This window comes from Streptomyces sp. 3-6 (assembly GCF_056323165.1).
Genome location: NZ_JBWHZP010000019.1, coordinates 56,720 through 81,330, shown reverse-complemented (window position 1 = coordinate 81,330; position 24,611 = coordinate 56,720). Strand labels below are relative to the sequence as shown.

The window sequence follows — 24,611 nt, the reverse complement described above, 5'->3', positions numbered from 1 at the left end:
CACCTTTCTCCTGGGACAGACCTCGCCCACCGTACTCCCCCGCCGTCCGGGCGGAGGGACCCCCGGACGGGGGTGCTGCGTGCCCGGTCGCCTGCCCGGCTACGCCTCCTCCTCGGGCAGCTCGCCGACGCGGTTCTCCCACTTGGTGGAGAGCACGATGGTGGTCCGCGTCCGGGAGACCCCTTTGGTGCCGGACAGGCGGCGGATGATCCGCTCCAGGCCGTCCACGTCGGCCGCCCGCACCTTGATCATGAAGGAGTCGTCCCCGGCGATGAACCAGCAGTCCTCGATCTCCTGGAGGTCCTTCAGCCGCTGCGCGACGTCCTCGTGGTCGGCGGCGTCCGAGAGCGAGATGCCGATCAGCGCCGTGACCCCGAGCCCGAGCGAGGCGGAGTCGACGGTGGCCCGGTAGCCGGTGATGACGCCGGCTGCCTCCAGCCGGTTGATGCGGTCGGTGACGCTGGGTCCCGACAGGCCGACGAGACGCCCCAGCTCCGCGTAGGAGGCCCGGCCGTTCTCTCTCAGGGCCTGGATGAGCTGCCTGTCCACCGCGTCCATTGCGATCGAAGCCTTCCGCTGAAGAGGTCGAGAAGTTCTGGAGGGGTTCTGCGAGGAGAGAAGGGAGGAGGAGAGGGGGGTGGGAGGGGAGGAGGGAGCGGGCCCGGGTGCCGGCCGGGCGCGGGGGGGGGGGGGGCCGGTGCCTCGGTCAGTGGGTCCTCGACCCACCGCCGAGTTCGCCCTCCCAGCGGCGGTAGAGCCGGTGCTCGACGCCCGCCGCGTCCAGGACCCTCCCGGCGACGAAGTCCACCAGGTCCTGGATGTGCGTCGCGCCCGCGTAGAACGCCGGTGAGGCCGGCAGGACGGTCGCGCCCGCCTCGTCCAGGGCGACCAGCTGGCGCAGGGTGGGGCCGGCCAGCGGCGTCTCCCGTACGGCGACGACCAGCGTGCGCCCCTCCTTCAGGGTCACGCTCGCCGCCCGTTGCAGCAGGTCCTTGGACAGTCCGAGCGCGACCCCGGCCACACAGGCCGTGGAGGCGGGCACGATGAGCATGCCCTTGCTCGGGTACGACCCCGACGACGGTCCCGCCGCCAGGTCGCCCGCGGGCCAGTAGCGCACGCCGTCGAGGTCCACGGCGAACGTGTCCGGCTTGCCGTCCGCCCCGCGGGACAGCCATTGCCGCAGGTCGTCGCGCCAGTGGGCGTCCCGGAAGGAGACCCCGGTCTCGTCCAGCAGGGTGAGCCGGGAGGCCCGGCTCACGACGAGGTCGACGCTCTCCCCGGCCAGGAGCAGCGCCCGCAGGACAGCGGCCGCATATGGCGTGCCGGAGGCCCCGGACACCCCCACGATCCAAGGTGTTCTGGTCGTCTCTCCTGGCTTGAGATGGTTCACGACACCGAGCCTATCCGGCGGCGGTGAACGGGAACTGTTCCAGGGGGCCGTGGGAACCCTTTCCAGGGGCGCACGGGGAACCGTTCCGTGGGGCCCGTGCGTTGTTCCGGGACGGACGGGTACGGCGCGTGGGGGTGAGCATGTCCGGTACGGGTCGGCAGTTCTCCGGCGGCGAGCGGGCGAAGACGGCGGCCGTGGTGATGGTGGCCTGGGTGGCCCTGCTGTGGGTGCTGGAGGTCGTCGACGTGGCGACCGGCCACGCCCTGGACTCCTTCGGCGTACGCCCGCGCACCTCGGGGGAGCTGGTCGACGTCGTCCCCTCCGCCTTCGTGCACTTCGGCTTCGGGCACGTCGCCGCCAACAGCGTGCCGCTGCTGGTGTTCGGCTTCCTCGCCGCCCTCGGCGGGCTGCGCCGCTTCGCCGCGGTGTGCGCGCTGATCATCGTCTGCGACGGCCTCGGCGTCTGGCTGATCGCCCCCGCCCACACCAACACGGCCGGCGCCTCCGGCCTGATCTTCGGCCTCTTCGGCTTCCTGGTGTGCAGCGGCTTCGTCGAACGCCGCCCGCTGGGCGTGGTGGCCGGCGTCCTCGTCGCCGCGGTGTGGGGCGGATCCATCCTGGCGGGCATCGCCCCCGGGCAGGCAGGGGTCAGCTGGCAGGGCCACCTCATCGGACTGCTGGCGGGCATCGCCTCGGCGTTCCTGTTCGGGCGCCGGCCGGGCAGACCGGCGGGCGCGGGGGCACCCGGGTTCTGACGCCGACCGCGCGGGCCGTGCGCGCTGTGCGCGCCGCACGGGCCGTACGCGCCGCACGCGCTGTGCGCGCTGTGCGCGCCCCGGCATGGGGTCCGTGGCGGCGCGGACCAGGCCCGGCGCGGATCAGGCGTGGACCCTGGCCGGCGTGCGGTCGGCCGGACCGCCCGGCCTCGGCGCCCGGCCTCTGCCCCCGGCCGGGTGACGGCGGCGTACCGGCGTGCCGGGGACCCCGGGGGGAGCCGGGGAGTCCGGGGACCTCGGGAAGCCCGGGAGCCGGTGAGCCCGGGAGCCCGGAACCCGGGCTGCTACAGCGTGAGCCCCCGCACCAGCAGGTCCAGCAGCGCGCACACGAACAGCGCGATCCCGATGAAGCCGTTGACGCTGAAGAACGCCCGGTTCAGCCGGGTCAGGTCGTGCGGGCGCACGATGGTGTGCTCGTAGACGAAGGCCCCGGCGACGATCAGCAGGCCCAGCCAGAAGAAGGCCCCGGCGCCGGTGAGCACCGCGTACCAGGCGAAGAGGGCGGTCGTCACGAGGTGACAGGCGCGGGCGCCCCGGATGGCGGCCGGGACGCCGAAGCGGGCCGGTACCGACCGCACCCCGATGGCACGGTCGGCGTCGACGTCCTGGCAGGCGTAGATCAGGTCGAAGCCGCCGATCCAGATGCCGACCGCGAGACCCAGGACGACCGCCTCCCAGGACCAGGAACCGGTGATCGCCAGCCAGCCGCCGATGGGCCCCATCGCCTGGGCGATCCCCAGGATCGCCTGCGGGAAGTCCGTGAACCGCTTCCCGTAGGGGTAGACCACCATCGGCACGATCGCCACCGGCGCCAGCGCCAGGCACAGCGGGTTCAGCAGGGCCGCCGCGCCCAGGAACACCGCCAGCGCGATCAGCGCACCGGTCCAGGCGTGCCTGACCGACATCGCGCCGGTGACCAGCTCGCGGTGGGCGGTGCGCGGATTGCGGGCGTCGATCTCGCGGTCGATGATCCGGTTGGCGGCCATCGCGAAGGTCCGCAGCCCCACCATCGCCAGGGTGACCAGCAGCAGCTTGCCCCAGTGGACGGTCCGGTCCCACTCGTACATCGCCGTGAGCGCGGCGATGTACGCGAAGGGCAGCGCGAACACCGAGTGCTCGATCATCACCAGGCGCAGGAACGCCTTGGTGCGCCCCGGTTGCCGTGGCAACGCGGCGGAGGCCGAGGTCACAGTCCGTACTCCTTCCAGCGGCGGTCCACCTTGGTGGCCGTCTCCGGGTCGGACTCCACCATGTCGGGCCAGCCGCCGTCGCGCGTGTACCCCTCCTCGGGCCACTTCTTCGTCGCGTCGATGCCCGCCTTGCCGCCCCAGAACTGCTGGTACGAGGCGTGGTCGAGATGGTCGACGGGGCCCTCGACGAGGCTGAGGTCACGGGCGTAGTCGGTGTTGCCGAGGGCCCGCCAGGCGACCTCGTGCAGGTCGTGCACGTCGCAGTCGGCGTCGACGACCACGATCAGCTTGGTCAGGGACATCATGTGGGCGCCCCACACGGCGTGCATGACCTTCTGCGCGTGCTTGGGGTACTTCTTGTCGATCGAGATGATCGCGCAGTTGTGGAAGCCGCCGGCCTCGGGCAGGTGGTAGTCCACGATGTCCGGGATGATGATCTTCAGCAGGGGCAGGAAGAAGCGCTCGGTGGCGCGCCCCAGCGGGCCGTCCTCCGTCGGCGGGCGGCCGACCACGATGGACTGCAGCAGCGGGCGCTTGCGCATCGTCACGCAGTCGATCTTCAGTGCGGGGAACGGTTCCTGCGGGGTGTAGAAGCCGGTGTGGTCGCCGAAGGGCCCCTCCGGGAGCATCTCCCCCGGCTCCAGCCAGCCCTCGATGACGACCTCCGCCTGCGCGGGCACCTGGAGCGGGACCGTCTTGCAGTCCACCATCTCGATCCGCTTGCCCTGCAGGAAGCCCGCGAACAGGTACTCGTCGATGTCGCCGGGCAGCGGCGCGGTGGACGCGTAGGTGACGGCCGGGGGGCAGCCGAAGGCGATGGCGACGGGCAGCCGCTCGCCGCGCCGGGCGGCCACCTGGTAGTGGTTGCGGCTGTCCTTGTGGATCTGCCAGTGCATGCCGATGGTGCGCTTGTCGTGGCGCTGGAGGCGGTACAGGCCCAGGTTGCGGATGCCCGTCTCCGGGTCCTTGGTGTGGGTGAGCCCCAGGTTGAAGAAGGGGCCGCCGTCCTTGGGCCAGGTGAACAGCGCCGGGAGCTGCTCCAGGTCCACGTCGTCACCGGTGAGCACGACCTCGTGCACGGGCGCGTCGCCGGACTTCACCTTCTTCGGCGGCACGTGCGTCATCGAGCCCAGCTTGCCGAACGCCTCCCGGACGCCGACGAAGCCCTGCGGCAGCTCGGGTTTGAGCAGTCCGCCGATCTTGTCGGTGATCTCGGAGTACGACTTCAGCCCGAGCGCCTTGAGCAGCCGCCGGTCGGTGCCGTACACGTTCATCGCGAGCGGCATCCTGGAGCCGCGCACGTTCTCGAAGAGGAGGGCGGGACCGCCGGCCTTCTGCACCCGGTCGACGATCTCACCGACCTCCAGATGCGGGTCGACCTCTGCCTTGATCCGCTTGAGGTCACCCTCGCGCTCCAGCGCCCTGAGCAGGGAACGAAGATCGTCGTAAGCCATGGGGTCAAGTATCCCCGAGCGGTTACCCTGGCCCTGTACCTGGGGGCTGTGCCGATGTCCCCACGACCCCTTCTCTGGAGAGGCCCATGCTCCGGGTGCTGATGTTCCTCGTCCCCCTGGCCCTGAGCGTCTACGCGTTCATCGACTGCATCAGCACCAAGGACGACGACATCCGTCACATGCCCAAGCCGCTGTGGGCGATCCTCGTGCTGCTGTTCCCGCTCGTGGGCTCCATCTCCTGGATCATCGCCGGCAAGAAGCGCCACCCGGCGGGCGCGCCCGGCTCCGGCGGCTCCCCGTGGGGTTTCGGCGGCGGCAGTCGGCAGCAGTGGGTGGCGCCGGACGACAACCCGGACTTCCTCAAATCCCTGAGCGAGGACAAGCCGGCCGGGCCGGCCACCCCGGCCGAGGACACCGGGCAGGCCAAGGACCTCGACGAGGACGGCGACAAGGGCAGGCGGGACCGCGGCGACTGACGGACGGCGCCCGCCGGGCTGGAATCCCACGCCCGGGCCGGACCTCGCCCGCACCTGAACGGGGCCCTCCCCCGGCCCCGCCCGCCCCGCTCACGGAGGCGCCCCCTCCCGCGGCCCGACGGACACCCCCTGCCCGCACGCGCCCGCCGTCCCTCGCGTCCGCCGTCCGTCCCCCAGCGCCTGCCGGGGACCGGCAGGGCACGGTCGCCCAGGCCGGCCGAGACGGACGGTGACTGACGCGTCGTGAGCTCCGGCAGGCCGGGGACGGCAGGCGTCGGCGGGGCCACGTCACCGCAGACGCCCGAACGCCCCGTAGGCCCCGTACGCCCCGTACGCCCCGGCCACATCACCGCCGGCGGGCGGAGGCACGTCCACCGCAGGCGGGCGGAGGCACGTCACGGACCACGCCCCCCGGACGACGGCGAGGGCCGGCCCCCGTGACCGTGGTCACGGCGAACCGGCCCTCGCGGGGGCGGAGCGGCTCAGAAGCCGACGGCCGCCAGCGCGCCCAGGCCGACGTCGGCGTAGGAGTGCTTGCCGGAGACGAAGATGTTGACGCCGTAGTAGTTGAACAGCCAGCAGCCGAAGGCGGCCAGGGCCAGGTAGGCGGCCTTGCGGCCCTTCCAGCCGGCGGTGGCGCGGGCGTGCAGGTACCCGGCGTAGGCGACCCAGGTGATGAACGACCAGGTCTCCTTGGGGTCCCAGCCCCAGTAGCGGCCCCAGGCGTCACCGGCCCAGATGGCGCCCGCGATGATCGTGAACGTCCACAGCGGGAACACGGCGGCGTTGACCCGGTAGGCGAACTTGTCCAGCGAGGCGGCGGAGGGCATCCGTTCCAGGACGGAGGTCGCGAAGGCGCCCGGCTTTCCGCCGCTCACCAGCTTGTTCTCGTACGCGTCCTTGAACAGGTACATGATCGTGCCCATGGCGCCGACGTAGAAGACCGCGCCGCACAGGATCGCCGTGGAGACGTGGATGTACAGCCAGTACGAGTGGAGCGCCGGGACCAGCTGGTCGCTCTCGGTGTAGAGGACGGTGACGGCGAGCCCGAGGTCGAGCAGGACGGCGGTGGTCAGGAACAGGCCGAGCCAGCGCACGTTCTTCTTCAGCGCCAGCAGCAGGAGGTAGATGCCGACCGCGGTGGTGGAGAACGTGATGTTGAACTCGTACATGTTGCCCCACGGCGCCCGCTCCACGGACAGCGCGCGGGTGAGGACGCCGCCGACCGCCAGGAGGAACGCGAGCACCGTGAGGGAGACGGCGATCCGGCCGTAGAGGTCGCCCTGCTCGTCACCGCCGTGGGCGCCGGGGCCGTCCGGCACGTCACGGGAGCCGGAGGCCGCGCGGACGGCGACCTTGGGCCGCTCCAGCACGGCGGTCCCGCCGCCCTGCCGCACGGTGACGGCCGGGCCGCTCTTCCCTCCGGCGACGGCGGTGAGGGCGGAGGCGGTGCGGGCGACCTTGCTGCGGCTGCCGAAGATCCACTCGGCGATGTAGGCGAAGAAGGCCAGGGTGTAGACCGCCATCGCCGAGTAGATGAGCACGTTGCTCATCTCGGCGAGGCTCTCGTTGTTGGCGGCGGCCAGCTGCGTGGCGGCCCCGGCCAGGTCGGTCGCGGCGGCGGAAGTCACTGCTTCTCAGCCCCTTCGGCAGGTTCCACTTCGGAGTCGGATGCGGAGTCGGAGGCGGTGGGTCCGGCGGAGGCCGCGGACCCCTCGGGTGGGTCGTCCGGGCCGGGGACGCCCGGGGCCCGGTCGTAGAGGGCGTCCGCGAGGTCGCCGAGTTCCTCGGGCACCTTGGCGGACTCGCTGCGGCCGAGGCCGCCCATCTCGACGACGGTGACGCCGTCGGCGCCCTCGACCGCGCGCACCCACACGCGGCGGCGCTGGATGAACAGGGAGGCGGCGAGACCGCCGATGGCGACGACGGCACCGCCCAGGGCCCAGCCCCCGCCCGGCTCCTGGACGATCTGGAAGCCGGCCCACTCCTTGATGTCCTTCTCGAAGGTGACCGAGCCGGCGCCGTCGGGGAGGGTCATGGTCTCGCCGGGCGTGAGCATCTGCTTGAACAGCTCGCCGTCGGCGTCCTTGAACTCCTCCATCTTCGTCTTGTCCATCTGGTACACGCTCTGCGGGATGCCCGAGTCGGCCTTCAGGTCGCCGTGGTACGCGGACAGCGCGAGCACCGGATAGTCCAGGGCGGGGAACTGCGACAGCATGGTGCCGCTGGCCGAGCCGCCGAAGGTGGGCACGAAGAAGGCGTTGAAGCCGAGCTGCTCCTTCTCGCCCTCCGGGTTGCGGTAGCCGTCGAGGACCTTGACGACACCGGAGGACGTGACGTTGCCGTCCAGTGGCAGCAGCGGCACCGCGCTGCGGTAGACGACCTCGCCCTCGCCGTCGCGGACGGTCACCACGGGCGCGTAGCCGTGGCTGACCAGGTAGACCTTCGCGTCGCCGATCTCCAGCGGCTTGTTCACCTTGACGGTGGTGGTCTTCTCCTCGCCGTAGGCGCCCTCGCTGTAGGTGAGGTCGGCCTCGTAGGTGCGCGGGGTGCCCTTGTTGGGGCCGCTGCGCTCGTAGGTGCCCTTGAAGTCCTTCACGGTGAAGCTGAACGGCTCCAGGTCACCGACGTCGAAGAGGTTGCCGGACTTGAAGTCGTCGTACTGCGGGAGCGTGTTGGAGAAGCCGTCGCCCTCGACGATCAGCTTGTTGCCCTCGGACTTGAACAACTGGCCCCAGGCGAAGGCGATCAGCATCACGATCAGCGCGATGTGGAAGGTCAGGTTGCCGACCTCGCGCAGGTAGCCCTTCTCGGCGGCGACCGCGTCACCGGCGAGGTGCGCCCGGAAGCGGCGCTTCCGCAGCAGGGCCAGGGCGGTCTCGCGGACCTCCTCGGGCCGGGCCGCGGTGCGCCAGGTGGTGTGCGCGGGCAGCCGGTCCAGCCGCCGGGGGGCGCCCGGCGGACGGCCGCGCAGCTGGCCCACGAACTGCCAGGTGCGGGGCACGATGCAGCCGATGAGGGAGACGAACAGCAGGATGTAGACGGCGGAGAACCACACCGAGCTGTAGACGTCGAACAGGCCCAGCTTGTCGTAGATCGGCGCCAGCGCCTCGTGCTGCTCACGGAAGTCGGCGACCCGGGTCTCGTCGATGCCGGTCTGCGGGATGAGCGAGCCGGGGATCGCGGCGAGCGACAGCAGCAGGAGCAGCAGCAGCGCCACCCGCATCGAGGTCAGCTGCCGCCAGAACCAGCGGGCCCAGCCGATGACGCCCAGGGAGGGCAGGTGGGGCTGCTCCTCGCGGGGGGCGGTGGACAGCTGGGAGCCGGCGGCGCCCAGTTCCTGCTCGTCACCGGCGCGCGGCGCGGTGTCGGTCGTGGTGTCGCTCATGGGTCAGATCCCCACCGTGAAGCCGTTGGACCAGGTCTGCATCTCCGCCACGAGGCCGTCCCACGCGCCGGTCAGCAGCAGCACACCGGTCACGATCATCATCGTGCCGCCGATGCGCATCACCCACACGTAGTGCCGCTTGATCCAGGCGAACGCGCCGAGCGCCTTGCGGAAGGCGACGGCCGTGAGCACGAGGGGCAGGCCCAGTCCCAGACAGTACGCGACGGTCAGTATGGCGCCGCGCCCGGCGCTCTCCTGCTGGGCGGACAGGGTGAGGACGGAGGCGAGGGCGGGGCCGGTGCAGGGGGCCCAGCCGATGCCGAACAGCGCGCCGAGGACGGGCGCGCCGACGAGTCCGGTGGCGGGACGCTTGTGGAAACGGAACTCCCGCTGCGTCACCCACGGCATCAGGCCCATGAAGAAGGCGCCCATGAGGATCATGAGCACCCCCAGGACCTTCGTCAGGACCCCCTTCTGTTCCTGCAGCGTGTACCCGAAGTACCCGAAGAAGGCCCCGCCGGAGACGAACACGGCGGTGAAACCGAGGACGAACAGGGAGGCGCCGGCCACCATCCGGCCGCGCCGGGCCTCACCGAGGTCGGTGCCGGACACGCCGGTGACGTAGGAGAGGTAACCGGGAACAAGGGGGAGCACGCAGGGGGAGAAGAAGGAGACCAGGCCCGCGAGCAGGGCGATGGGCAACGCCACCAGCAGGGCGCCGTTGAGCACGGTGGTGTTGGGGTCCACGCCCGCGGCGAGCGTGTGCAGGGCCGTCACGTCACTTCTCCGCGACGACCGGCTTGAGCATCTTCAGCAGGCGTTCCTCGCTGAGCGGGGACAGCGTGCGGGCGGCGATCCCGCCCTCCCGGTCCAGGATCAGGGTGGAGGGGATGGCCTGCGGGTTCAGGGTGCCCTTCTCGAAGCGCAGCAGCAGCTTGCCCGTCGGGTCGTACAGGCTCGGGTAGGGGACGTCGAAGTCCTTCTCGAAGGCGAGCGCGTTGCCGATGCTGGTGTCCCGGGTGTTGATGCCGACGAACTGCACGCCCTGGTCGGCGTAGTCGCGGGAGACCTTGGCGAAGTGCTTGGCCTCGGCCCGGCAGGGGTTGCACCAGGAACCCCACACGTTGAGGACGACGACCTTGCCCCGGTAGTCGGCGACGTCGAGCTGCTTGCCGTCGAGGGTCTCGCCGGACAGTTCGGGTGCGGTCGTGCGCTCACCCTCGGGGACGGTGGCGACGCCGTCGGAGCCGGCGACGAAGTTGGTGTCGCCGCCCCCGCCGGACGTGCCGCCGGAGCCGCAGGCGGAGACGAGCAGGGCGGCCACGGCGGCGCCGGTCGCCAGGACGGCGCGACGGCGGGCGCGGGTGGTGCGGTTCGAGCGCTGGGGGGCGCGACTGGCGGCACTCATGTGAAAAGTTTCGCATGCCCGTTCTGGGGATCTTGCCCACCCCCCTGACGGGCGGCCCCGCCTGTCAGGAGGCGCCGGACGAGGCGTCCGGGGAGGCGCCCGCCGCGCCGTCCGGGCCCGCCGTGCCGGTCGTGCCGGTGGTGCCGGTGGTGCCGGTCGTGCCGGTCGTGCCCGTCGTGCCCCTGCCCGCGGTGCCCTTGAGGAAGGCGCCCCAGCCCCCGGCCGGTTCCTGGCCCACGTCCAGGGTGCGCAGCCGGTCGAGCACCTCGGGCTTCTGCACGTCCAGCCAGTCGGTGAACTGCCGGAAGGAGACGAGCCTCACGTCGCCGCCCTTCTCCTTCTCCCGGGCGATGTGCCGGAGGGCCTGCTCCACGGCGTCCATGTAGATGCCGCCGTTCCACTCCTCGAAGTGGTTGCCGACGAAGAACGGCGCCCGGTTCGACTCGTATGCCCGCTCGAAGCCCGATATGTACGCCCCGGCGGCCTGTTCACGCCAGCCCGGGTAGTTGTGGGCGGGCGCCTTGGTCGTGTTGAGGGACTGGTTGGCGAGCATGTTGTAGTCCATCGACAGGACCTCGAAAGAACGTCCGGGGAAAGGTATCTGCTGGAGTGGAAGGTCCCATATGCCCTGCTTCTTCGTGGGCCAGACCTGCCGTCCCCCCGGCGAGGAGGCGTCGTAGCGCCAGCCCAGCTCGCGCGCGGTGGGCAGCAGGTTGTCCTGGCCGAGCAGACACGGCGTCCGGCCGCCGACGAGTTCCTTGTCGTAATCGAACGGCAGGGACTCCAGTTCGGTCCAGCCGGAGTGGGTCCGCCACTTCTTGACGAACGACTTCGCCTGCTCTATCTCGCTGCGCCACTGCTTCGGCGTCCAGTTGGCCACGCTGCCGGACCCGGCGCAGAAGTGGCCGTTGAAGTGGGTGCCGATCTCGTGGCCCTCCAGCCAGGCCCGGCGGACGTTCTTCAGGGTGTCCTTGACGTGGTCGTCGGTGAGGTAGCCGATGTCCGAGGCGCCGCGCGGGTTGTTCGGCGGCTCGTACAGCCGCTTCTTGGACTCCGGGAGCAGGTAGAGCCCCGAGAGGAAGAAGGTCATGTGCGCGCCGTGCTCCTTGGCGAGGTCCAGGAAGCGCGGGAACAGCCCGTTGCCGACCTCACCGGCCCCGTCCCAGGAGAAGACGACGAACTGCGGCGGGGTCTCCCCCGGTTCCAGCGGCTTCGGCGCGGCGGGCTGGTGGGGCTGCTTGCCGGTGTAGGAGGTCGAGCCGTCGCCGATGGGGCGCACGGTGGTGCTCGGCTTCGGCCTGGGCTTGCTCCCGCCGCCGGAACCACCGGCGCCGTCCGAGCCGTCCGATCCCGTGAGGCCGCCGCAGCCGGCCAACGAGACGGCGGCCGCGGCGCCCGCGCCGAGCCCGAGCATTCCCCTGCGGGTGAGACTGCGCATGGCATCCCCGATCGTCACGTCGTGAAGGGTGTTCACTCAGTCAGAGGACAGCGGGCACGGGGAGGTTCCCGGCCATGTGCGGAGATTCCGCAACGAATGCCACACCACGGCAACGCTCCCGCAGCCGGCCACGCGCCCGGTGACGCACCGGCCACCCGGACCGGTCACGGGACCGTACACAACGAGACCGGCCCCCGCACCCCTCCGGTACGGAAGAGAGTGCGGGGGCGTTCGGGGTGCGCGGGGCGTTGGGTGCGCGGGCTGGGCGCTCGGGGCGTTCGGTACGGGGGCTGGGCGCTCGGGGCGGGGGCGCTCGGGGGAAGCTCGGGGCCGCGGGCTTCGTCCGCGCGGGGGCGGGCCCGGCCGTGGGGGCGCGGCGAAGGGGGAACGGGGCGGCGTCACGCGGCGTACCGGGGCGGACCGGACCGGAAGAACCGGCCGCCACGCGACGCCCCGGATCCGGACCGGGTCACCCCCGCCCGGAGCCTGACCGGGTCACCCCCGCCCTGGGCCCGACCGGGTCACCCCCGTCCGGATCCGTCACGTCCCGTCAGGCCCCGCCGGGCCCCGCACCGCTGCGGACCGCCCCGTGGATGCCGTGACGCCCCGCCGTGCCCGCTTCAGGCGCCGAACGCCTTGCCCTGTCCCTTCACCGGCTTGGCACCGGCGAGCAGATGGGCCGGGACGAGGTCGCGGGCCGGCTCGCTGTAGCCGACGGAGACGATCCGGTCGCCCTGGTAGGTGAAGGTGGTCAGCGAGGCCAGCGTGCACTCCCGCCGGCGCGGGTCGTGCCACAGCCGCCGGCGCTCGACGAACGACCGCACGATCCAGATCGGCAGCTGGTGGCTGACCAGCACCGCCTCGTGACCGCGCGCCGCGTCCCGGGCCGCGTCCATCGCGCCCCGCATCCGGACCACCTGCTCGACGTAGGGCTCGCCCCAGGACGGCTTGAACGGGTTGACCACGTGCCGCCAGTTGCCCGGACGGCGCAGCGCCCCGTCCCCGACGCCGAAGGTCTTGCCCTGGAAGACGTTGCCCGCCTCGATCAGCCGGGCGTCGGTGGCGATGTCCAGGCCGTGCGCCTTGGCGATCGGCTCGGCCGTCTCCTGGGCCCGCTCCAGGGGCGAGGCGCCGACGTGGGTGATGTCACGGCCCGCCAGGTGCTCGGCGACCCGGTCGGCCATCCGCCGGCCCAGGTCGGACAGGTGGTAGCCGGGGAGCCGGCCGTAGAGGATGCCCTCCGGGTTGTGCACCTCGCCGTGCCGCATCAGGTGCACGACGGTGATGTCGTCGTCGCTCTTCTTCACGGTCTCCTCCTCCCCGGTGCTCACGCGGTCGCCTCCGCCGCGGCGCGCGCCGCCGCCGGGAGGGCGTCGGCGATCCGCTGGACGGCCCGCTCGTCGTGCGCGGTGGAGACGAACCAGGACTCGAAGGACGACGGCGGCAGGTACACGCCGTTGGCGAGCAGGGAGTGGAAGAAGGCCGTGTAGCGGAAGGACTCCTGCGCCTTGGCGTCCTCGTAGTCGCGCACCGGGCGGTCGGTGAAGAAGACGGAGAACATGTTGGAGGCGTTCTGCAGCGTGTGCGCGACGCCCTCCTTGGTCAGCGCCTCGGCGACGAGCGCCTGGATCCGCGCCGACACCGCGTCGACCTTCCGGTACGCGTCCTCGTCGAGCAGCCGCAGCTGGGCGAGCCCGGCGGCGGTGGCGACGGGGTTCCCGGAGAGGGTGCCGGCCTGGTAGACGGGGCCGGCGGGCGCGAGGTGCGCCATGACGTCGGCCCGGCCGCCGAAGGCCGCGGCCGGGAAGCCGCCGCCCATGACCTTGCCGAAGGTCATCAGGTCCGGCCGCACCCCGTCGATCCCGAACCAGCCGGCGCGGCTGGTGCGGAAGCCGGTCATCACCTCGTCGGAGATGTACAGCGCGCCGTGGGCGGCGCAGACGTCCTTGAGCCCCTGGTTGAAGCCGGGCAGCGGCGGCACGACGCCCATGTTGCCGGGGGACGCCTCGGTGATCACGCAGGCGATCTCCCCGGGGTGCGCGGCGAACGCGGCCCGCACGGCCTCCAGGTCGTTGTACGGCAGGACGATGGTGTCCCCGGCCTGGGCGCCGGTGACGCCCGGGGTGTCCGGCAGCGCGAAGGTGGCGACGCCCGAGCCGGCGGAGGCGAGCAGCGAGTCGACGTGACCGTGGTAGCACCCGGCGAACTTGATCACCTTGGTGCGCCGCGTGAAGCCGCGGGCGAGCCGGATGGCCGACATGGTGGCCTCGGTCCCGCTGGAGACCAGCCGGACCTCCTCCAGCGGCTCGATCCGGGCGACCATCTCCTCGGCGAGCGCGACCTCGCCCTCACCGGGCGTGCCGAAGGACGTGCCGCGCGCGACGGCCTCCTGCACGGCGGCGATCACCTCGGGGTGGGCGTGCCCGAGGATCATCGGCCCCCAGGAGCACACGAGGTCGACGTACTCCCGCCCGTCGGCGTCGGTGAGGTACGGCCCGGTGCCGGACACCATGAACCTAGGGGTGCCGCCGACGGCACGGAAGGCACGCACCGGTGAGTTGACGCCACCGGGAGTGACGGCCGCGGCACGATCGAACAGCGCCTGCGAGGCGGGGGCTTCGTATGAATATGGCAGTTCGCTCATGACCTGCGACTTCTCCGACCTTCTCCGACGAACCGGACTCCGGGTGCGAGTGACGTGTTCAGGGTAGGCCAGGAGCCGTGCGAGCCCGTCGTGCCCGCCCGTCCGCCCCTTCCGCCCGCGCCCTCCTGTCGCATCCGGCCCCGGATCCTCCGTGATCTGCGAAACTGTCGTCTGATACACACAGCTCACACGGCCCGTGCGGCCGGAGGCCGCCGAGGTCCCGCGGACATATGTCGGACCGCACGTTTCGGCGCGCGGCCGTGGGGGAGGTCACTGACACGATGATCGGGTTGCGCGGTGGGGACCACGCGTCCTGGAAAAGCAGTCGGGTGGAGATATGCATCGCGGTGGCGGACTGGGCGAGGGGACCGATGGCCTGGGTCCTCGACGGTCCCGGCGGGGAAGGCACCGGCGCGAGGCGGAGGACGCGGAAGCGGCACGTCAGGCACACGGGGTACCGAACGAGCCCGACCGGATCGAGCAGCGCCTCGACCGGCTGGGAGCCGGGAGCAGGAATGGTGGTCGGGTGGGGGTGACGTACAAGTACTTCGGCGCGCCCGACGGCGCCACCGCTGCCCGCGTCCCGATCTCGATGCGCCCCGAGGAACTCGGCGGCGACGAGCTCGGCATGGGCGGCATGTTCACCAAGATCAAGCCGGAAACCATGGCCGCCATGGTCCTCACCGGCATAGAGGGCGTCCCCCTGCACAAGGTCCCGCCCCTGGAACTGGTCGTCCTGCACCCCGACTACGCGGTCGTGAAGCTCCCCATGACGGTCGTCGACCCGCTGCGCGGCATAGGCGAGGAAGCGGTCGGCGCGGCAGCCTTCATCTGGTCCACGGTCCCTGACCGCGGCGGCCCCCGGGACGCGTTCAACGTGTACCAGCTGCTGCACGAGTGGCAGGACTTCAGCCATCGGCTGCACGAGGCGGGGCATCAGCCGTACTGCCTGGTGTGGCCCTGATCTGGGGTTCTACTGGCGTGGGGCGGGGTCTTCGGGCCTCGCCCTTTTCCGTGCCGGACAGGGGTCCTCAGGCGGCCAGCGCACATCGAGGGCACATTGGTGCAGCCGAGGGGCTGATGCACCCTGGGCTTCTGGTGCTGGCTACTGCCTGAAGGCGTCGTCGATCATCTTGCGCGTCCGCGTCTCGCTGGACGACAGCGGGTGCGTAAACGTTCTCAGCGTGACGTCCGGGTCCGAGTGGCTGGCGTACTCGGATTCCCACCGGTCAGTCGCTCGGCCCAGTCAGCCCCCGTGGCCCGCTGCCATTCGAGCGGGGCGCACCTGCTGAGTTTCGCGAGCCCGTCAAGAGCCTTGAGCTCTTGACGGGTGATCCTCATCCAGAGAACCGCGAGGTCGGCGATGGCGTCGACGTGCAGGCAACCGCCTCGCGCGCGCCAGGGTTGCGTCGGTGTCGGCGTCGCTCACGTCGACAGGGCGACCGTGCTGTTGAATGAGCTCGCTGAGCAGCGTCGACCCGCGCTTTCGCAACGGGCCTTGGCGGCATGGCCTACTCAAGGACCGGGTCGGTCAAACGAGCGGTGTAACTGGGTCAGGTCCGCTGCCTCAGCACACCGGCTCCCGGGCCGTCCAGGTCGTCGAGCGCCACGCGCCGTCCCGTCACGGCGAGCAGCAGTGACAGTGCGGGCCCGGTGGTTTCCGGACCGTCACCGATCGACACATCGGCGTCGGTCGCCGTGAGGCGGAGAGGCGCCACGCGTTCCCTGGCGCCGCCGAAGGCCGCCGGGGTGTGAACCTGCAGCCGTAGTGCCCTCACGACGGCGTCCCGGGGGTAGGGGCGGATGAGTCCCAGCGGGCGGCGGATGTCCTCACCGTGGACGAGCTCCTCGACGATCCGGCTGTCGAGGGGTGCCGGAGGGGTCGTCGTCGACGAGGCAACCCGGCGAAGCCGCGCCAACGTCTCCAGTGGTGAGGCCCCGCGCTCGCGCGCCACACCGTGAGCGTTCTGGCGGTGGAAGTCGAACCGTGCGCGGGCGAGGCCGACCACGAAGCCGAGCCGCGTCGTGCGCGCCGAGTCGACCAGGTGGGCCACGACGTCATGGACCGTCCACCCCTCGCACAGTGACGGCTGCTCCCACTGCCGGTCGTCGAGACCCTCGAGGTCGTGGATCAGTGCCGCATGCTCCGCGTGCACGATCGCCCAGACGTCTCTGACGCGCTCCGGATATTTCTGGGCCATCGTCTCTCCTCGGTGATCGGCTCGGTGCCCTCGCGGAGACACAGACCCACGCCCGCCGCGGAACTCATCGCGCGGCGTGGCCGTGGCCGTCCGGGCAGAGCAGGCTCCTCGGGCGCGTGGCCGTGGCGTGAGCGGCCAAGCGGTGGCGGGGACGGGGTGTCACGCTCGGGGCGGGTCGACGCGGCGCCCGTCGGGGGCGGCGGCTGCGAGCGTTGGTCGGGGGCCGGGGTGATTCTTCCGAAGGCCGGGATCGTGCTTCGGTGCGGACCGTGCTCGGCGCCGGGGAGTGCTCGGTGCGTGCGCGGAATCGGCCGAAGGTGTCGCGGCTCTTGGTAGGACCCGGTCTCGTCGGGTCGGGGGGCGGGCCCGTCCTGGGCTGCCAGCCGTGTCGGATGCAGATGCGGATCCGTGAGCGTTCGCCGGGAGGGTGCCCTGAGCGCGCTCGGATGAGCACGGTGAAGGCAGCGATGACTGAAGTGCTCATGGTTTTCGGGGAGAGGTGTCAGTTCTTCGAGGTGGGGAGCGCCGCCCGGGTGGCCCGAGGGCCCGGTGCGGAGACAGGCCGTTGTGGAGCCCAGGCGCTTCGCAGCGCACCTCTCGGTCAGCGGGGTGCGTTCGTATGCCGGCACGTCGCGTCCTCAGGAGCGATGACTTCGCCCGCGGGCGCCGGTCTTCTTCGGCGACGTCCCGGTCCGGTGCTCCCCCGTGCCGGTCCGAGGGCGGCGCGGGACATGACCCGGCCTGGTCCGGGACTGACGAAGGAGCCCTTCCCCATGACCGATCCGCAGCCGACCGCACGCGGCGACCGCAGGGCCTACATCTGGTCCTCCGTCCACGCGGAGCGAGCGGCACTGGCAGCCGACCTCGACGGTCTGAGCGACGAGCAGTGGGCGACACCCTCGCTCTGCGCCGGCCTCACGGTGCGGGAGGTGCTGGCACATCTCACCGCCGGGGCGAGCCTCGGTTTCGTGCGCTGGCTGGCGGGGGTGATCCGCTGCCGGTTCGACTTCGACCGGCAGGTCGCCCTGCGGCTGGCCGAACAGCTGGGGGCGACTCCGGCCGAGACGCTGGAACGGTTCCGGCGTGCCGTCCCGAGCAGGACCAGCCCCGCTCTGCCGGCCGTCGCCCTGCTGGGCGAGACGCTCGTGCACGGAGCGGACATCCGGCGCCCGTTGGGCATCCGTCACGACGTACCGATCGACGTCGTCACCCGGGTCGCCGAGTACTACCGGGGCACGGACCTCGTGGTCGTCGCGAAGGGGCGCATCGACGGCCTGCGACTCGTCGCGGACGACGGTCCCTTCGAGACCGGCACCGGGCCCGTGGTGTCCGGCCCCACCCTGGCCCTGGTGATGGCCATGACCGGACGGACGGCGTACTGCGACGACCTGGAGGGCGACGGGGTGGAGCTTCTCCGCAGCCGGTGCGGGACGGCGTGACCCGGTACGCACGAACGGTCGGACGGCGGGTGCGGGCGGCCCGCTCGTCGAGTGCGGCGGGCCGACCGACCGGACAGGCGGCCCGGCACGGCACGAGGACGTCCGGTCCCGGCGAGGCCGCCGGCCGGACCGACGCCGGCCGCCGCCCCTCCGGAGGAGCGACGCCCGAAGTCGGTACATCACGGACGCTCACCGGCCCCGGTCTCGTGGCTCCCTCGGGCCACCTCCCCGCCGTCAGCACTGGGTTGGCCCGGCCCCTTATCGTATTCCGCCCACCTGCCCGTGGCCGAAGTGGAGTTGCCCCGACCCGTCGCCATACCGGCCCACCCGCCCGCTGGATCCCGTGAGTTGGCGCAACCTCTCGCCGCCGCAGCCGACCCAGCACTCTGTCAGAACAGCCGAGTTGCCCCGGCTCGTCACCACACCCGACCCACATGCCCGCCCTGGCGCATGCGTTGCTGCACCCCATCACCCCACTCGGCTCACCTCCCCACCAGAATCCGTCAGTTGACGCAACCCGTTGCCACGGCCACCCCACCACCCAGCAGCGATCTCCGAGTTAGCCCCGCTTGTCACCACGCCCGCCCACCTGCCCGCCGTGAACGCCGAGTTGCTCCGACCCATCGCCACACCGGCCCACCTCCCCATCGGCACCCCCGCATCGCCCGGGCCCGTCTACGATCGGCCGCCATGGACTGGCTGGAGCGGATCTCGGAACTCAGGCAGTGGACGCGGAGCGGCACGCGGGCGCCGCACAAACCGCTGCTCCTGCTGTACGCCCTCGGCCGGTTCCGGCAGGACGACGGCGACGCCGACGGGGGCCTGCGGTACAGCGCGGTGGAACAGGACCTCCAGCGGCTGCTGACCGAGTACGGCCCGCCGCACCGGACGACGCCGGCATACCCGTTCCACCACCTCGTCAGCGACGGCGTGTGGGAGGTCCGCACCGATCGCGGGCCGGGCAGCCCGGGGACCGGGGTGCGCGACCTGCGGGAGACGGGTGCGACCGGGCAGCTCGTACCGGAGCTGAGGGCGGCGTTGCGCCACGAGCCGGAGCTGCTCGGCAGCATCACGCGTCTGCTGCTCGACCGGCACTTCCCGCCCTCCGTGCACAGCGAACTGTGCGAGGCCGTCGGGCTGGAGCCGGAGGCGGCCACGGTGGAGCGGCTGACGGCGGTGCGCCCGCAGCGGGACCCGCGGATGCGCCGACTGGTGCTGACGGCCTACGAGTACCGCTGTGCCTTCTGCGGGTACGACGGCCGGATCGGCACGGTGACCGGTACGGTGCCCGTCGGCCTGGAGGCCGCTCACGTGCGCTGGTGGGCCTTCGGCGGGCCCGACGAGGTCGAGAACGGGCTGTGCCTGTGCTCCCTGCACCACAAGCTGTTCGACAAGGGCGTCCTCGGAGTGGGGGACGACCTGCGCATCCTGGTCTCACAGCGCTTCGTCGGCCACAGCTCCGCCGCGCGTGAGCAGGTCACCGCCCTCGCGGGCCGCCCCGTCATCGGCCCGCAGCCCGGCACGGCCCCCCTCGCGGCGGCCCACCGGGACTGGCACACCCGGCAGGTCTTCCACGGCGACCCCCGCCCCGCGCTGCCGGTCTGAGCCCCGTCGCCCGGACTTCGCGGCTCCATGGGCCCACGGGCCCCGCAAGCCCGTCGGGGCGGGAGCCGGCCGGCCGGCCGCGGGACCTCGGGCCAGGACCCCGAACCCCCGGGCCCCGGGCCTCGGGCCTCGGGCCTCGGGCCTCGTCACAGCGTCGGCGTCACAGCCGTCGGTCCGCCGCCGGTCCGGTCCGGTCCGGTCGGGTCGGGGCGGGTCGGGTCGGGTCGGGTCGGCCGAAGGGTTCCGCGCCCCGGCCGTCCCCCGGACTACAGCGCCACCCGCGCGTCCGCACCCGTTTCGAGGGCGGTGAGGCGTGCGTCGCGGCATCTCCGGCGTGGGCGTCTCCCAGCCGACGGGTTTCCCATCACCCGAGGAAGCTCAAGGGGGCCGGTCCGCACCTCCGAGCGGCGCGGCACTCGGGTCCACCACCGCGTCGAGCCGTCCGTCCTCGCCGCGACGGGCACGCTGCTCGCACCGCCGGCCTCGGACCGACCCGCGCCGGGTGCCCAGACAGCGCACCGAAGCAGCGCATCGAGGCAGCGCTCGGCACCGGGATCGAACGGACGGCCGGGGCCTGACAGGTGCACGACGCCCTGCGCGCCGAACGGACCACGGGCCGCGGCCTGCGGGGCTGCCCCGGAACCGGCTGCGAGGGCGCCGCCGGTCTCCCCGCGCCCCACGGGCACAACTGCTCGACCCCGCTGCGTCCATCCGAGCGAACTGCGGGACCCACGGGTGTGAGCGGTGGCTGGAAAGCGACGGGGATGAACCAATTGTGGTGCCGATCCGTGCGGGTCGGCACGTACGGGGTACCCCGGCGGCGCGCGAGTCCCCCTCGTCCACAGGAGGCACCCCCATGACCTTCAACCCACTGGAGCAGCGGGGCATCCCGCTGGACCGCCAGCTACGGAGCTGGCGCGAACTGAACGTGGAGCCGATCGACCCGGACCGCTCCGACCCGTACACCCGCTGCCGCGTCATCACGATGAACGGCATCGAGGTGGAAGCGATCATGTTCAGCCACCACATGGCCCGCCACACGGCCGATCCCGAGGTGAAGCGACAGCTGGCGCGGATCCGCTACATCGAGGCGCAGCAGCAGAAGGCCGTCAACTGGCTGCTGCCGGGCGTGGCCTCGGTGCTGGAGACGACCATCGCGTACGAGCAGGTCGCGGTGGACCTGACAGCGTGGGTCGCCCGGATGGAGCCGGACCCGTACCTGAAGCAGGCGTACCAGTTCGGCGTCCTGGAGGACTTCGACCACCTGTACCGGTACGCGAACCTGTACGAGATGATCGAGCACCGCAAGGCGGAGTCGATCGTCGACAACCTGACCGAGGTCATGCCCGGCAGGCCCACCCGGTACCACCACCGCGACCCGTACGACAACGTCCGCGACCCGTACGCCAAGGACGAGACGAACCCGCTGTCGAAGCTGCACGCGCTGACGATCATGTCGGCGGAGCAGCAGACGATGAACTTCTACATGAACACCGGCCCCACCTACATGGAGCCGATCGCCCGTCAGCTCTACCAGGAGATCGGGCTCATCGAGGAGGAGCACGTCACCCACTACGAGTCCCTGGTGGACCCGGGTGAGACGTGGTGGGAGCAGCTCGTCAACCACGAGTACAACGAGTGCTACCTGTACTACTCCTTCATGGAGCAGGAGAGCGACCCCAAGGTCAAGGCGATCTGGGAGCTGCACCTGAACATGGAGCTGGAGCACCTGCACCTGGCGTGCGACCTCATGCGCCGGCACGACGGCCGCGACCCGGCCTCCGTCCTGGCCCCCGAGCTGCCCAACGTGCTCACCTTCGAGCCCAACAAGACCTACATCCGGGAGCTGTTGGACACCCAGATGGATCTGACCACGCTCGGGGCCGGTTACGTGCGCGAGGCGCACGAGCGGTTCGAGGCGATGCAGGAGCAGATCCACGGCGGCGAGGCGGCGCCCAGCGACCGCGTCATGGCCCAGCACGACGACATGTTCGGCCGCGAGTACCGCGTGCAGTCCGAGGGCGAACACCCCGACCCCGCGATGCGGGAGAAGTGAGGGTCGCCATGTCCGAGCTTTCCACCCCGCACGCCGGGGACGACCGGGCCGCCGACGACGACGTGGTCGCGCTGCTGATGCGGCAGCACGGCGACATCCGGAACCTCTTCGACGAGGTCGAGGCCACGCGGGGCGAGGAGCGCCGCGACGCCTTCCGCCGTCTGGTACGGCTGCTGGCCGTGCACGAGACGGCCGAGCAGGAGGTCGTGCACCCCTTCGCCCGCCGTGGTTTCCCGGGCGGCGAGGGCGTCGTCGAGGACCGTCTCGCCGAGGAGAAGGCCGCGAAGGAGACGCTGGCGGCGCTCGACGAGATGGACACGGACGACCCGGCGTTCATGCCGAAGCTGCTCGAACTGCGGATGGACGTCCAGAAGCACGCGCGGGCCGAGGAGCGCTACGAGTTCACCCACATCCGGCGCAGCACCGACACCGCCGGGCTCGCGTCGATGGCCAAGGCCGTCAAGGCGGCCGAGGCCATGGCGCCGACCCGGCCGCACCCCGGGGTGCAGTCGGCCGCGGCCAACATGGCGGCGGGGCCGGTGACGGCCCTGATGGACCGCACGAAGGACGCCGTCCGCAAGGCGATGGGGAAGGACTGAGCCCACCGCCGGGCCGCACGAAGCGGCGGGGCGGACGGTCCCGGCCCCGCCCGGGGCCACGGGCGAACCGGCTCCCGGCCCCGCACCGAGGGCCCGCCCCCCGGGGCCACGCCCCAGGGCCACGTCCCGGGCCCTGCGCCCGGAGCCCCGCGTTCGGGACCCCGGTCGGCTGAGCGTCGCCCCCGACGCCCGGCCGACCGGGGCACCCGCACACCGGGCGGGCAGTACCAAGTACCAGCAACGGCCACCCGCAGCCGCCCGGCCCCACAGCGGCCTGCCGACCCTGAACTACGAGCCCGCAGCGGACAACCGGGCGGCAGCCCGGCCCGTTCGTCCCCGCGGGGCACCGACCACGGACGACGGGCACCTGCCACCAGGCAGAGAGCGGCGGGCGGCGGGCAGCGGGCCGGACGAGGACACGGACGACGGAGCGCGGAAGGGGAAGCACCGGGTGACGGTCCACGAACAGCCGGAGCGCACGGGCGGCACGGGGCGTCCCGACCGCCGCCGTTCCCTCCTGGTGTGCGCGCTGATCGGCGCGGCCGTGATGGCGGCCGTGGACGAGATCGTGTTCCACCAGATCCTGCACTGGCACCACTTCTACGACCGTTCCACCTCCGGTGTCGCGCTCGTCTCCGACGGCCTGCTGCACACCGCGTCCCTGCTGGCGCTGGTGGCCGGCTTCTTCCTCTACGCGGATCTGCGGCGCCGCCGGGCCCTGGCGCCCGCGCACGGCTGGGCCGGGTTCTTCCTGGGCCTGGGCGGTTTCCAGCTCTTCGACGGCATCGTGGACCACAAGCTGCTGCGGGTGCACCAGATCCGGTACGGCGTCGACCTCGCCCCGTACGACTGGGCGTGGAACCTGGGCGGTCTGGTGCTGCTGCTGATCGGGGCGGGCGTCCTGGTGCGGGCCGGGCGGCGGGAGCGGCGGGCCTCGTGACGGCCGGTCCGGCGCCGGCCGTCGTGGCGGCGGCCGTGCTCGCCATCGGCCTGGCCTGCGCGGCGTACCTGGGGGCCGCCGCCGTCCTGCGCAGGCGCGGTGACGCCTGGCCGTTGCACCGGGACTGCCTCTTCGCGGCCGGGTGCGCGGTGGTGGTGCACGGGCTGTGGGGGCCGGTGCCGGGAGGACCGTTCACCGCGCACTCGGTACGTCACCTGCTGATCGGCATGGGCGGTCCCGTCCTGCTCGTGGCCGCCCGCCCGCTCACCCTGACCCTGCGGGCGCTGCCGCCGGGCGGTGTCCGTCGCGGGCTGCTGCGCGTCGCGCACTCCGCTCCGGCGGGGTGGCTGCTGTTCCCCCCGGTGGCCGCGGTCGTCGACATCGGAGGGCTGTGGGCGCTGTACCGCACCGAGTTGCTGGCCACGGTGCACCACCGGCCCGTCCTCGGCGCCCTGCTCGACCTGCACATGCTGGCGGCGGGGCTGTTGTTCACCTTCGCGGTGCTGTCGCTCGACCCCGTGCGCCGCCGGTGGAGTCTGGCGTCGCGGGCGGCGACACTGCTGCTTGCCGGGGCCGCGCACGCCGTCCTCGCCAAGAGCCTGTACGCCACCGGTCCCCCGGGGACCTCCTTCGGGACGTCCGACCTGCGGCTCGGGGCGCAGGTCATGTACTACGGCGGGGACGCGGTCGAGGTCGCCCTCGCGGTCGTGCTCGCCGTGCAGTGGTACGCGGCCGTCGGCCGGGCCCGCGTCCGCACTGAGCGGGGAGTCCGCCGGCCACGGACCGGTCGGCCGGCTCGTACCGGCGAGGAGCGGGCACCCGGAGACCGACCGGAGGAACCACTCCGGGCTTCCCGAACGCAGCCACCTCGGACCGGGAATACCCCCGGGGGGTATGCTGTTACCTTTCCGCACAGACACGAGTCACCGACGCAGACGCAGACGCAGACGCAACCACCGAAACGCCCCAGCGAGCCGAACGGTGACGGTGATCGGTGGCGGTGATCGGTGACGACCGGTGAACAGGGGATGAGCATCATGAACGATCACGCCCACCCCGCACGCGAACCCCGCAGCGGTCCCGCTCCGCACCCGCCCGGGGCCGCGCCGTCGGGGGCGACCTGGGCGACCGCCGTGCGGGCCACGCTGCACTGCCTCACCGGGTGCGCGGTCGGGGAGATCCTCGGCATGGTCATCGGCACCGCCCTGCTGTGGGGGAACGTGCCGACCATGGCCCTCGCGATCGCGCTGGCCTTCGTCTTCGGCTACTCGCTGACCCTGTTCGCGGTGGTGCGCGCGGGACTGTCCCTGAGGGCGGCGGTCAAGGTCGCGCTGGCCGCCGACACGGTGTCCATCGCCGTGATGGAGCTGGTCGACAACGGCATCATCGCCCTCACCCCGGGCGCCATGGACGCGGGCCTGACGGACGGGCTGTTCTGGTCGGCGCTGCTCGGCGGCTTCGTCGTCGCCTTCCTGGTCACCGCCCCCGTCAACAAGTGGATGATCGGCCGCGGCAAGGGCCACGCCGTGGTCCACGCCCACCACTGACCCGTACGCCCACCGGCCCGCACCCACCGCACCCACCCGGCCCACGGCCCGCCGCAATAC

The 24,611-nt window shown here is 72.2% G+C and carries 22 protein-coding genes; 10 read left to right on the top strand and 12 right to left on the bottom strand.

Annotated features, from left to right (window positions below):
* Positions 1 to 99 precede the first annotated feature (99 nt).
* Both AC02VZ_RS22265 and AC02VZ_RS22260 read right to left on the bottom strand, forming a co-directional pair.
* Complete coding sequence (locus AC02VZ_RS22265; RefSeq protein WP_362090406.1) at positions 100 to 558, bottom strand: Lrp/AsnC family transcriptional regulator; 459 nt, start codon at positions 556 to 558, stop codon at positions 100 to 102.
* A gap of 148 nt (positions 559 to 706) precedes the next feature.
* Positions 707 to 1,390 (bottom strand): UbiX family flavin prenyltransferase, encoded by a 684-nt coding sequence (locus AC02VZ_RS22260; protein ID WP_362090404.1) that lies wholly within the window; start codon positions 1,388 to 1,390, stop codon positions 707 to 709.
* Positions 1,391 to 1,530: 140 nt separating this feature from the next.
* Here AC02VZ_RS22260 and AC02VZ_RS22255 point away from each other — a divergent pair, with 140 nt between their 5' ends.
* Positions 1,531 to 2,145 carry a rhomboid family intramembrane serine protease gene (locus AC02VZ_RS22255; RefSeq protein WP_476476218.1) on the top strand — a complete coding sequence of 205 codons (615 nt, stop codon included), beginning with the start codon at positions 1,531 to 1,533 and terminating at the stop codon, positions 2,143 to 2,145.
* Between the two features lie 305 nt (positions 2,146 to 2,450).
* Here AC02VZ_RS22255 and mqnP read toward each other — a convergent pair whose 3' ends face one another.
* Positions 2,451 to 3,356, bottom strand: coding sequence for a menaquinone biosynthesis prenyltransferase MqnP (gene mqnP / locus AC02VZ_RS22250; RefSeq protein ID WP_432058271.1), 906 nt, complete (start codon positions 3,354 to 3,356; stop codon positions 2,451 to 2,453).
* Positions 3,353 to 4,810, bottom strand: coding sequence for a menaquinone biosynthesis decarboxylase (locus AC02VZ_RS22245; RefSeq protein ID WP_476476217.1), 1,458 nt, complete (start codon positions 4,808 to 4,810; stop codon positions 3,353 to 3,355). Before AC02VZ_RS22245 ends, mqnP begins: the two co-directional genes overlap by 4 nt.
* Before the next feature lie 86 nt (positions 4,811 to 4,896).
* On the opposite strand from AC02VZ_RS22245, the gene AC02VZ_RS22240 reads away from it, so the two are divergent.
* Complete coding sequence (locus AC02VZ_RS22240; RefSeq protein WP_476476216.1) at positions 4,897 to 5,286, top strand: PLD nuclease N-terminal domain-containing protein; 390 nt, start codon at positions 4,897 to 4,899, stop codon at positions 5,284 to 5,286.
* 482 nt (positions 5,287 to 5,768) lie between these two features.
* Here AC02VZ_RS22240 and ccsB read toward each other — a convergent pair whose 3' ends face one another.
* The 7 genes from ccsB to hemL all read right to left on the bottom strand — a co-directional run bounded on the left by ccsB (position 5,769) and on the right by hemL (position 14,164).
* The gene (gene ccsB / locus AC02VZ_RS22235) at positions 5,769 to 6,839 is read right to left on the bottom strand and encodes a c-type cytochrome biogenesis protein CcsB (RefSeq protein ID WP_476476228.1); all 1,071 of its coding nucleotides are present in this window, start codon (positions 6,837 to 6,839) and stop codon (positions 5,769 to 5,771) included.
* A gap of 74 nt (positions 6,840 to 6,913) precedes the next feature.
* The gene (gene resB, locus AC02VZ_RS22230) at positions 6,914 to 8,674 is read right to left on the bottom strand and encodes a cytochrome c biogenesis protein ResB (RefSeq protein ID WP_476476215.1); all 1,761 of its coding nucleotides are present in this window, start codon (positions 8,672 to 8,674) and stop codon (positions 6,914 to 6,916) included.
* 3 nt (positions 8,675 to 8,677) lie between these two features.
* Positions 8,678 to 9,451: a cytochrome c biogenesis CcdA family protein gene (locus AC02VZ_RS22225; protein WP_476476214.1), complete on the bottom strand. Its 774-nt coding sequence runs from the start codon at positions 9,449 to 9,451 to the stop codon at positions 8,678 to 8,680.
* A 1-nt stretch (position 9,452) separates the two neighbouring features.
* Entirely contained in the window at positions 9,453 to 10,082 is a 630-nt protein-coding gene (locus AC02VZ_RS22220; RefSeq protein ID WP_432058266.1) for a TlpA family protein disulfide reductase, read from the bottom strand.
* A gap of 64 nt (positions 10,083 to 10,146) precedes the next feature.
* Positions 10,147 to 11,496, bottom strand: a complete 1,350-nt coding sequence (locus AC02VZ_RS22215; protein WP_476476227.1) for a polysaccharide deacetylase family protein — start codon at positions 11,494 to 11,496, stop codon at positions 10,147 to 10,149.
* Positions 11,497 to 12,140: 644 nt separating this feature from the next.
* Positions 12,141 to 12,788, bottom strand: coding sequence for a histidine phosphatase family protein (locus AC02VZ_RS22210; RefSeq protein ID WP_432058277.1), 648 nt, complete (start codon positions 12,786 to 12,788; stop codon positions 12,141 to 12,143).
* 59 nt (positions 12,789 to 12,847) lie between these two features.
* The gene (gene hemL / locus AC02VZ_RS22205; protein ID WP_432058265.1) at positions 12,848 to 14,164 is read right to left on the bottom strand and encodes a glutamate-1-semialdehyde 2,1-aminomutase; all 1,317 of its coding nucleotides are present in this window, start codon (positions 14,162 to 14,164) and stop codon (positions 12,848 to 12,850) included.
* A 337-nt stretch (positions 14,165 to 14,501) separates the two neighbouring features.
* Between hemL and AC02VZ_RS22200 the strand changes: the two genes are divergently transcribed.
* Entirely contained in the window at positions 14,502 to 15,128 is a 627-nt protein-coding gene (locus tag AC02VZ_RS22200) for a hypothetical protein (RefSeq protein WP_362090385.1), read from the top strand.
* 589 nt (positions 15,129 to 15,717) lie between these two features.
* On the opposite strand, the gene AC02VZ_RS22195 is transcribed toward AC02VZ_RS22200, so the two are convergent.
* Entirely contained in the window at positions 15,718 to 16,365 is a 648-nt protein-coding gene (locus tag AC02VZ_RS22195; RefSeq protein WP_432058263.1) for a maleylpyruvate isomerase family mycothiol-dependent enzyme, read from the bottom strand.
* Between the two features lie 773 nt (positions 16,366 to 17,138).
* On the opposite strand from AC02VZ_RS22195, the gene AC02VZ_RS22190 reads away from it, so the two are divergent.
* The 7 genes from AC02VZ_RS22190 to AC02VZ_RS22160 all read left to right on the top strand — a co-directional run bounded on the left by AC02VZ_RS22190 (position 17,139) and on the right by AC02VZ_RS22160 (position 24,551).
* Complete coding sequence (locus AC02VZ_RS22190; protein ID WP_432058262.1) at positions 17,139 to 17,804, top strand: maleylpyruvate isomerase family mycothiol-dependent enzyme; 666 nt, start codon at positions 17,139 to 17,141, stop codon at positions 17,802 to 17,804.
* Positions 17,805 to 18,494: 690 nt separating this feature from the next.
* Entirely contained in the window at positions 18,495 to 19,409 is a 915-nt protein-coding gene (locus tag AC02VZ_RS22185) for a phosphorothioated DNA-binding restriction endonuclease (RefSeq protein WP_432058261.1), read from the top strand.
* Positions 19,410 to 20,265: 856 nt separating this feature from the next.
* Positions 20,266 to 21,465 (top strand): hypothetical protein, encoded by a 1,200-nt coding sequence (locus tag AC02VZ_RS22180; protein WP_432058260.1) that lies wholly within the window; start codon positions 20,266 to 20,268, stop codon positions 21,463 to 21,465.
* Positions 21,466 to 21,473: 8 nt separating this feature from the next.
* Positions 21,474 to 22,064, top strand: coding sequence for a hemerythrin domain-containing protein (locus tag AC02VZ_RS22175; protein WP_476476213.1), 591 nt, complete (start codon positions 21,474 to 21,476; stop codon positions 22,062 to 22,064).
* Between the two features lie 547 nt (positions 22,065 to 22,611).
* Positions 22,612 to 23,004: a DUF2243 domain-containing protein gene (locus AC02VZ_RS22170; RefSeq protein WP_476476226.1), complete on the top strand. Its 393-nt coding sequence runs from the start codon at positions 22,612 to 22,614 to the stop codon at positions 23,002 to 23,004.
* Positions 23,001 to 24,008: a cytochrome c oxidase assembly protein gene (locus AC02VZ_RS22165; RefSeq protein WP_476476212.1), complete on the top strand. Its 1,008-nt coding sequence runs from the start codon at positions 23,001 to 23,003 to the stop codon at positions 24,006 to 24,008. Before AC02VZ_RS22170 ends, AC02VZ_RS22165 begins: the two co-directional genes overlap by 4 nt.
* Before the next feature lie 33 nt (positions 24,009 to 24,041).
* Positions 24,042 to 24,551, top strand: coding sequence for a DUF4396 domain-containing protein (locus AC02VZ_RS22160; protein ID WP_432058257.1), 510 nt, complete (start codon positions 24,042 to 24,044; stop codon positions 24,549 to 24,551).
* Positions 24,552 to 24,611: the final 60 nt, after the last annotated feature.

Coding starts and splice junctions, on each gene's coding strand:
- AC02VZ_RS22265 (WP_362090406.1), bottom strand. CDS start 558: ATGGACGCGGTGGACAGGCAGCTCATCCAGGCCCTGAGAGAGAACGGC.
- AC02VZ_RS22255 (WP_476476218.1), top strand. CDS start 1,531: ATGTCCGGTACGGGTCGGCAGTTCTCCGGCGGCGAGCGGGCGAAGACG.
- AC02VZ_RS22245 (WP_476476217.1), bottom strand. CDS start 4,810: ATGGCTTACGACGATCTTCGTTCCCTGCTCAGGGCGCTGGAGCGCGAG.
- AC02VZ_RS22240 (WP_476476216.1), top strand. CDS start 4,897: ATGCTCCGGGTGCTGATGTTCCTCGTCCCCCTGGCCCTGAGCGTCTAC.
- ccsB (WP_476476228.1), bottom strand. CDS start 6,839: ATGAGCAACGTGCTCATCTACTCGGCGATGGCGGTCTACACCCTGGCC.
- resB (WP_476476215.1), bottom strand. CDS start 8,674: ATGAGCGACACCACGACCGACACCGCGCCGCGCGCCGGTGACGAGCAG.
- AC02VZ_RS22220 (WP_432058266.1), bottom strand. CDS start 10,082: ATGAGTGCCGCCAGTCGCGCCCCCCAGCGCTCGAACCGCACCACCCGC.
- AC02VZ_RS22215 (WP_476476227.1), bottom strand. CDS start 11,496: ATGCTCGGGCTCGGCGCGGGCGCCGCGGCCGCCGTCTCGTTGGCCGGC.
- AC02VZ_RS22210 (WP_432058277.1), bottom strand. CDS start 12,788: ATGCGGCACGGCGAGGTGCACAACCCGGAGGGCATCCTCTACGGCCGG.
- hemL (WP_432058265.1), bottom strand. CDS start 14,164: ATGAGCGAACTGCCATATTCATACGAAGCCCCCGCCTCGCAGGCGCTG.
- AC02VZ_RS22200 (WP_362090385.1), top strand. CDS start 14,502: ATGCATCGCGGTGGCGGACTGGGCGAGGGGACCGATGGCCTGGGTCCT.
- AC02VZ_RS22195 (WP_432058263.1), bottom strand. CDS start 16,365: ATGGCCCAGAAATATCCGGAGCGCGTCAGAGACGTCTGGGCGATCGTG.
- AC02VZ_RS22190 (WP_432058262.1), top strand. CDS start 17,139: ATGACCGATCCGCAGCCGACCGCACGCGGCGACCGCAGGGCCTACATC.
- AC02VZ_RS22185 (WP_432058261.1), top strand. CDS start 18,495: ATGGACTGGCTGGAGCGGATCTCGGAACTCAGGCAGTGGACGCGGAGC.
- AC02VZ_RS22180 (WP_432058260.1), top strand. CDS start 20,266: ATGACCTTCAACCCACTGGAGCAGCGGGGCATCCCGCTGGACCGCCAG.
- AC02VZ_RS22175 (WP_476476213.1), top strand. CDS start 21,474: ATGTCCGAGCTTTCCACCCCGCACGCCGGGGACGACCGGGCCGCCGAC.
- AC02VZ_RS22170 (WP_476476226.1), top strand. CDS start 22,612: ATGGCGGCCGTGGACGAGATCGTGTTCCACCAGATCCTGCACTGGCAC.
- AC02VZ_RS22160 (WP_432058257.1), top strand. CDS start 24,042: ATGAACGATCACGCCCACCCCGCACGCGAACCCCGCAGCGGTCCCGCT.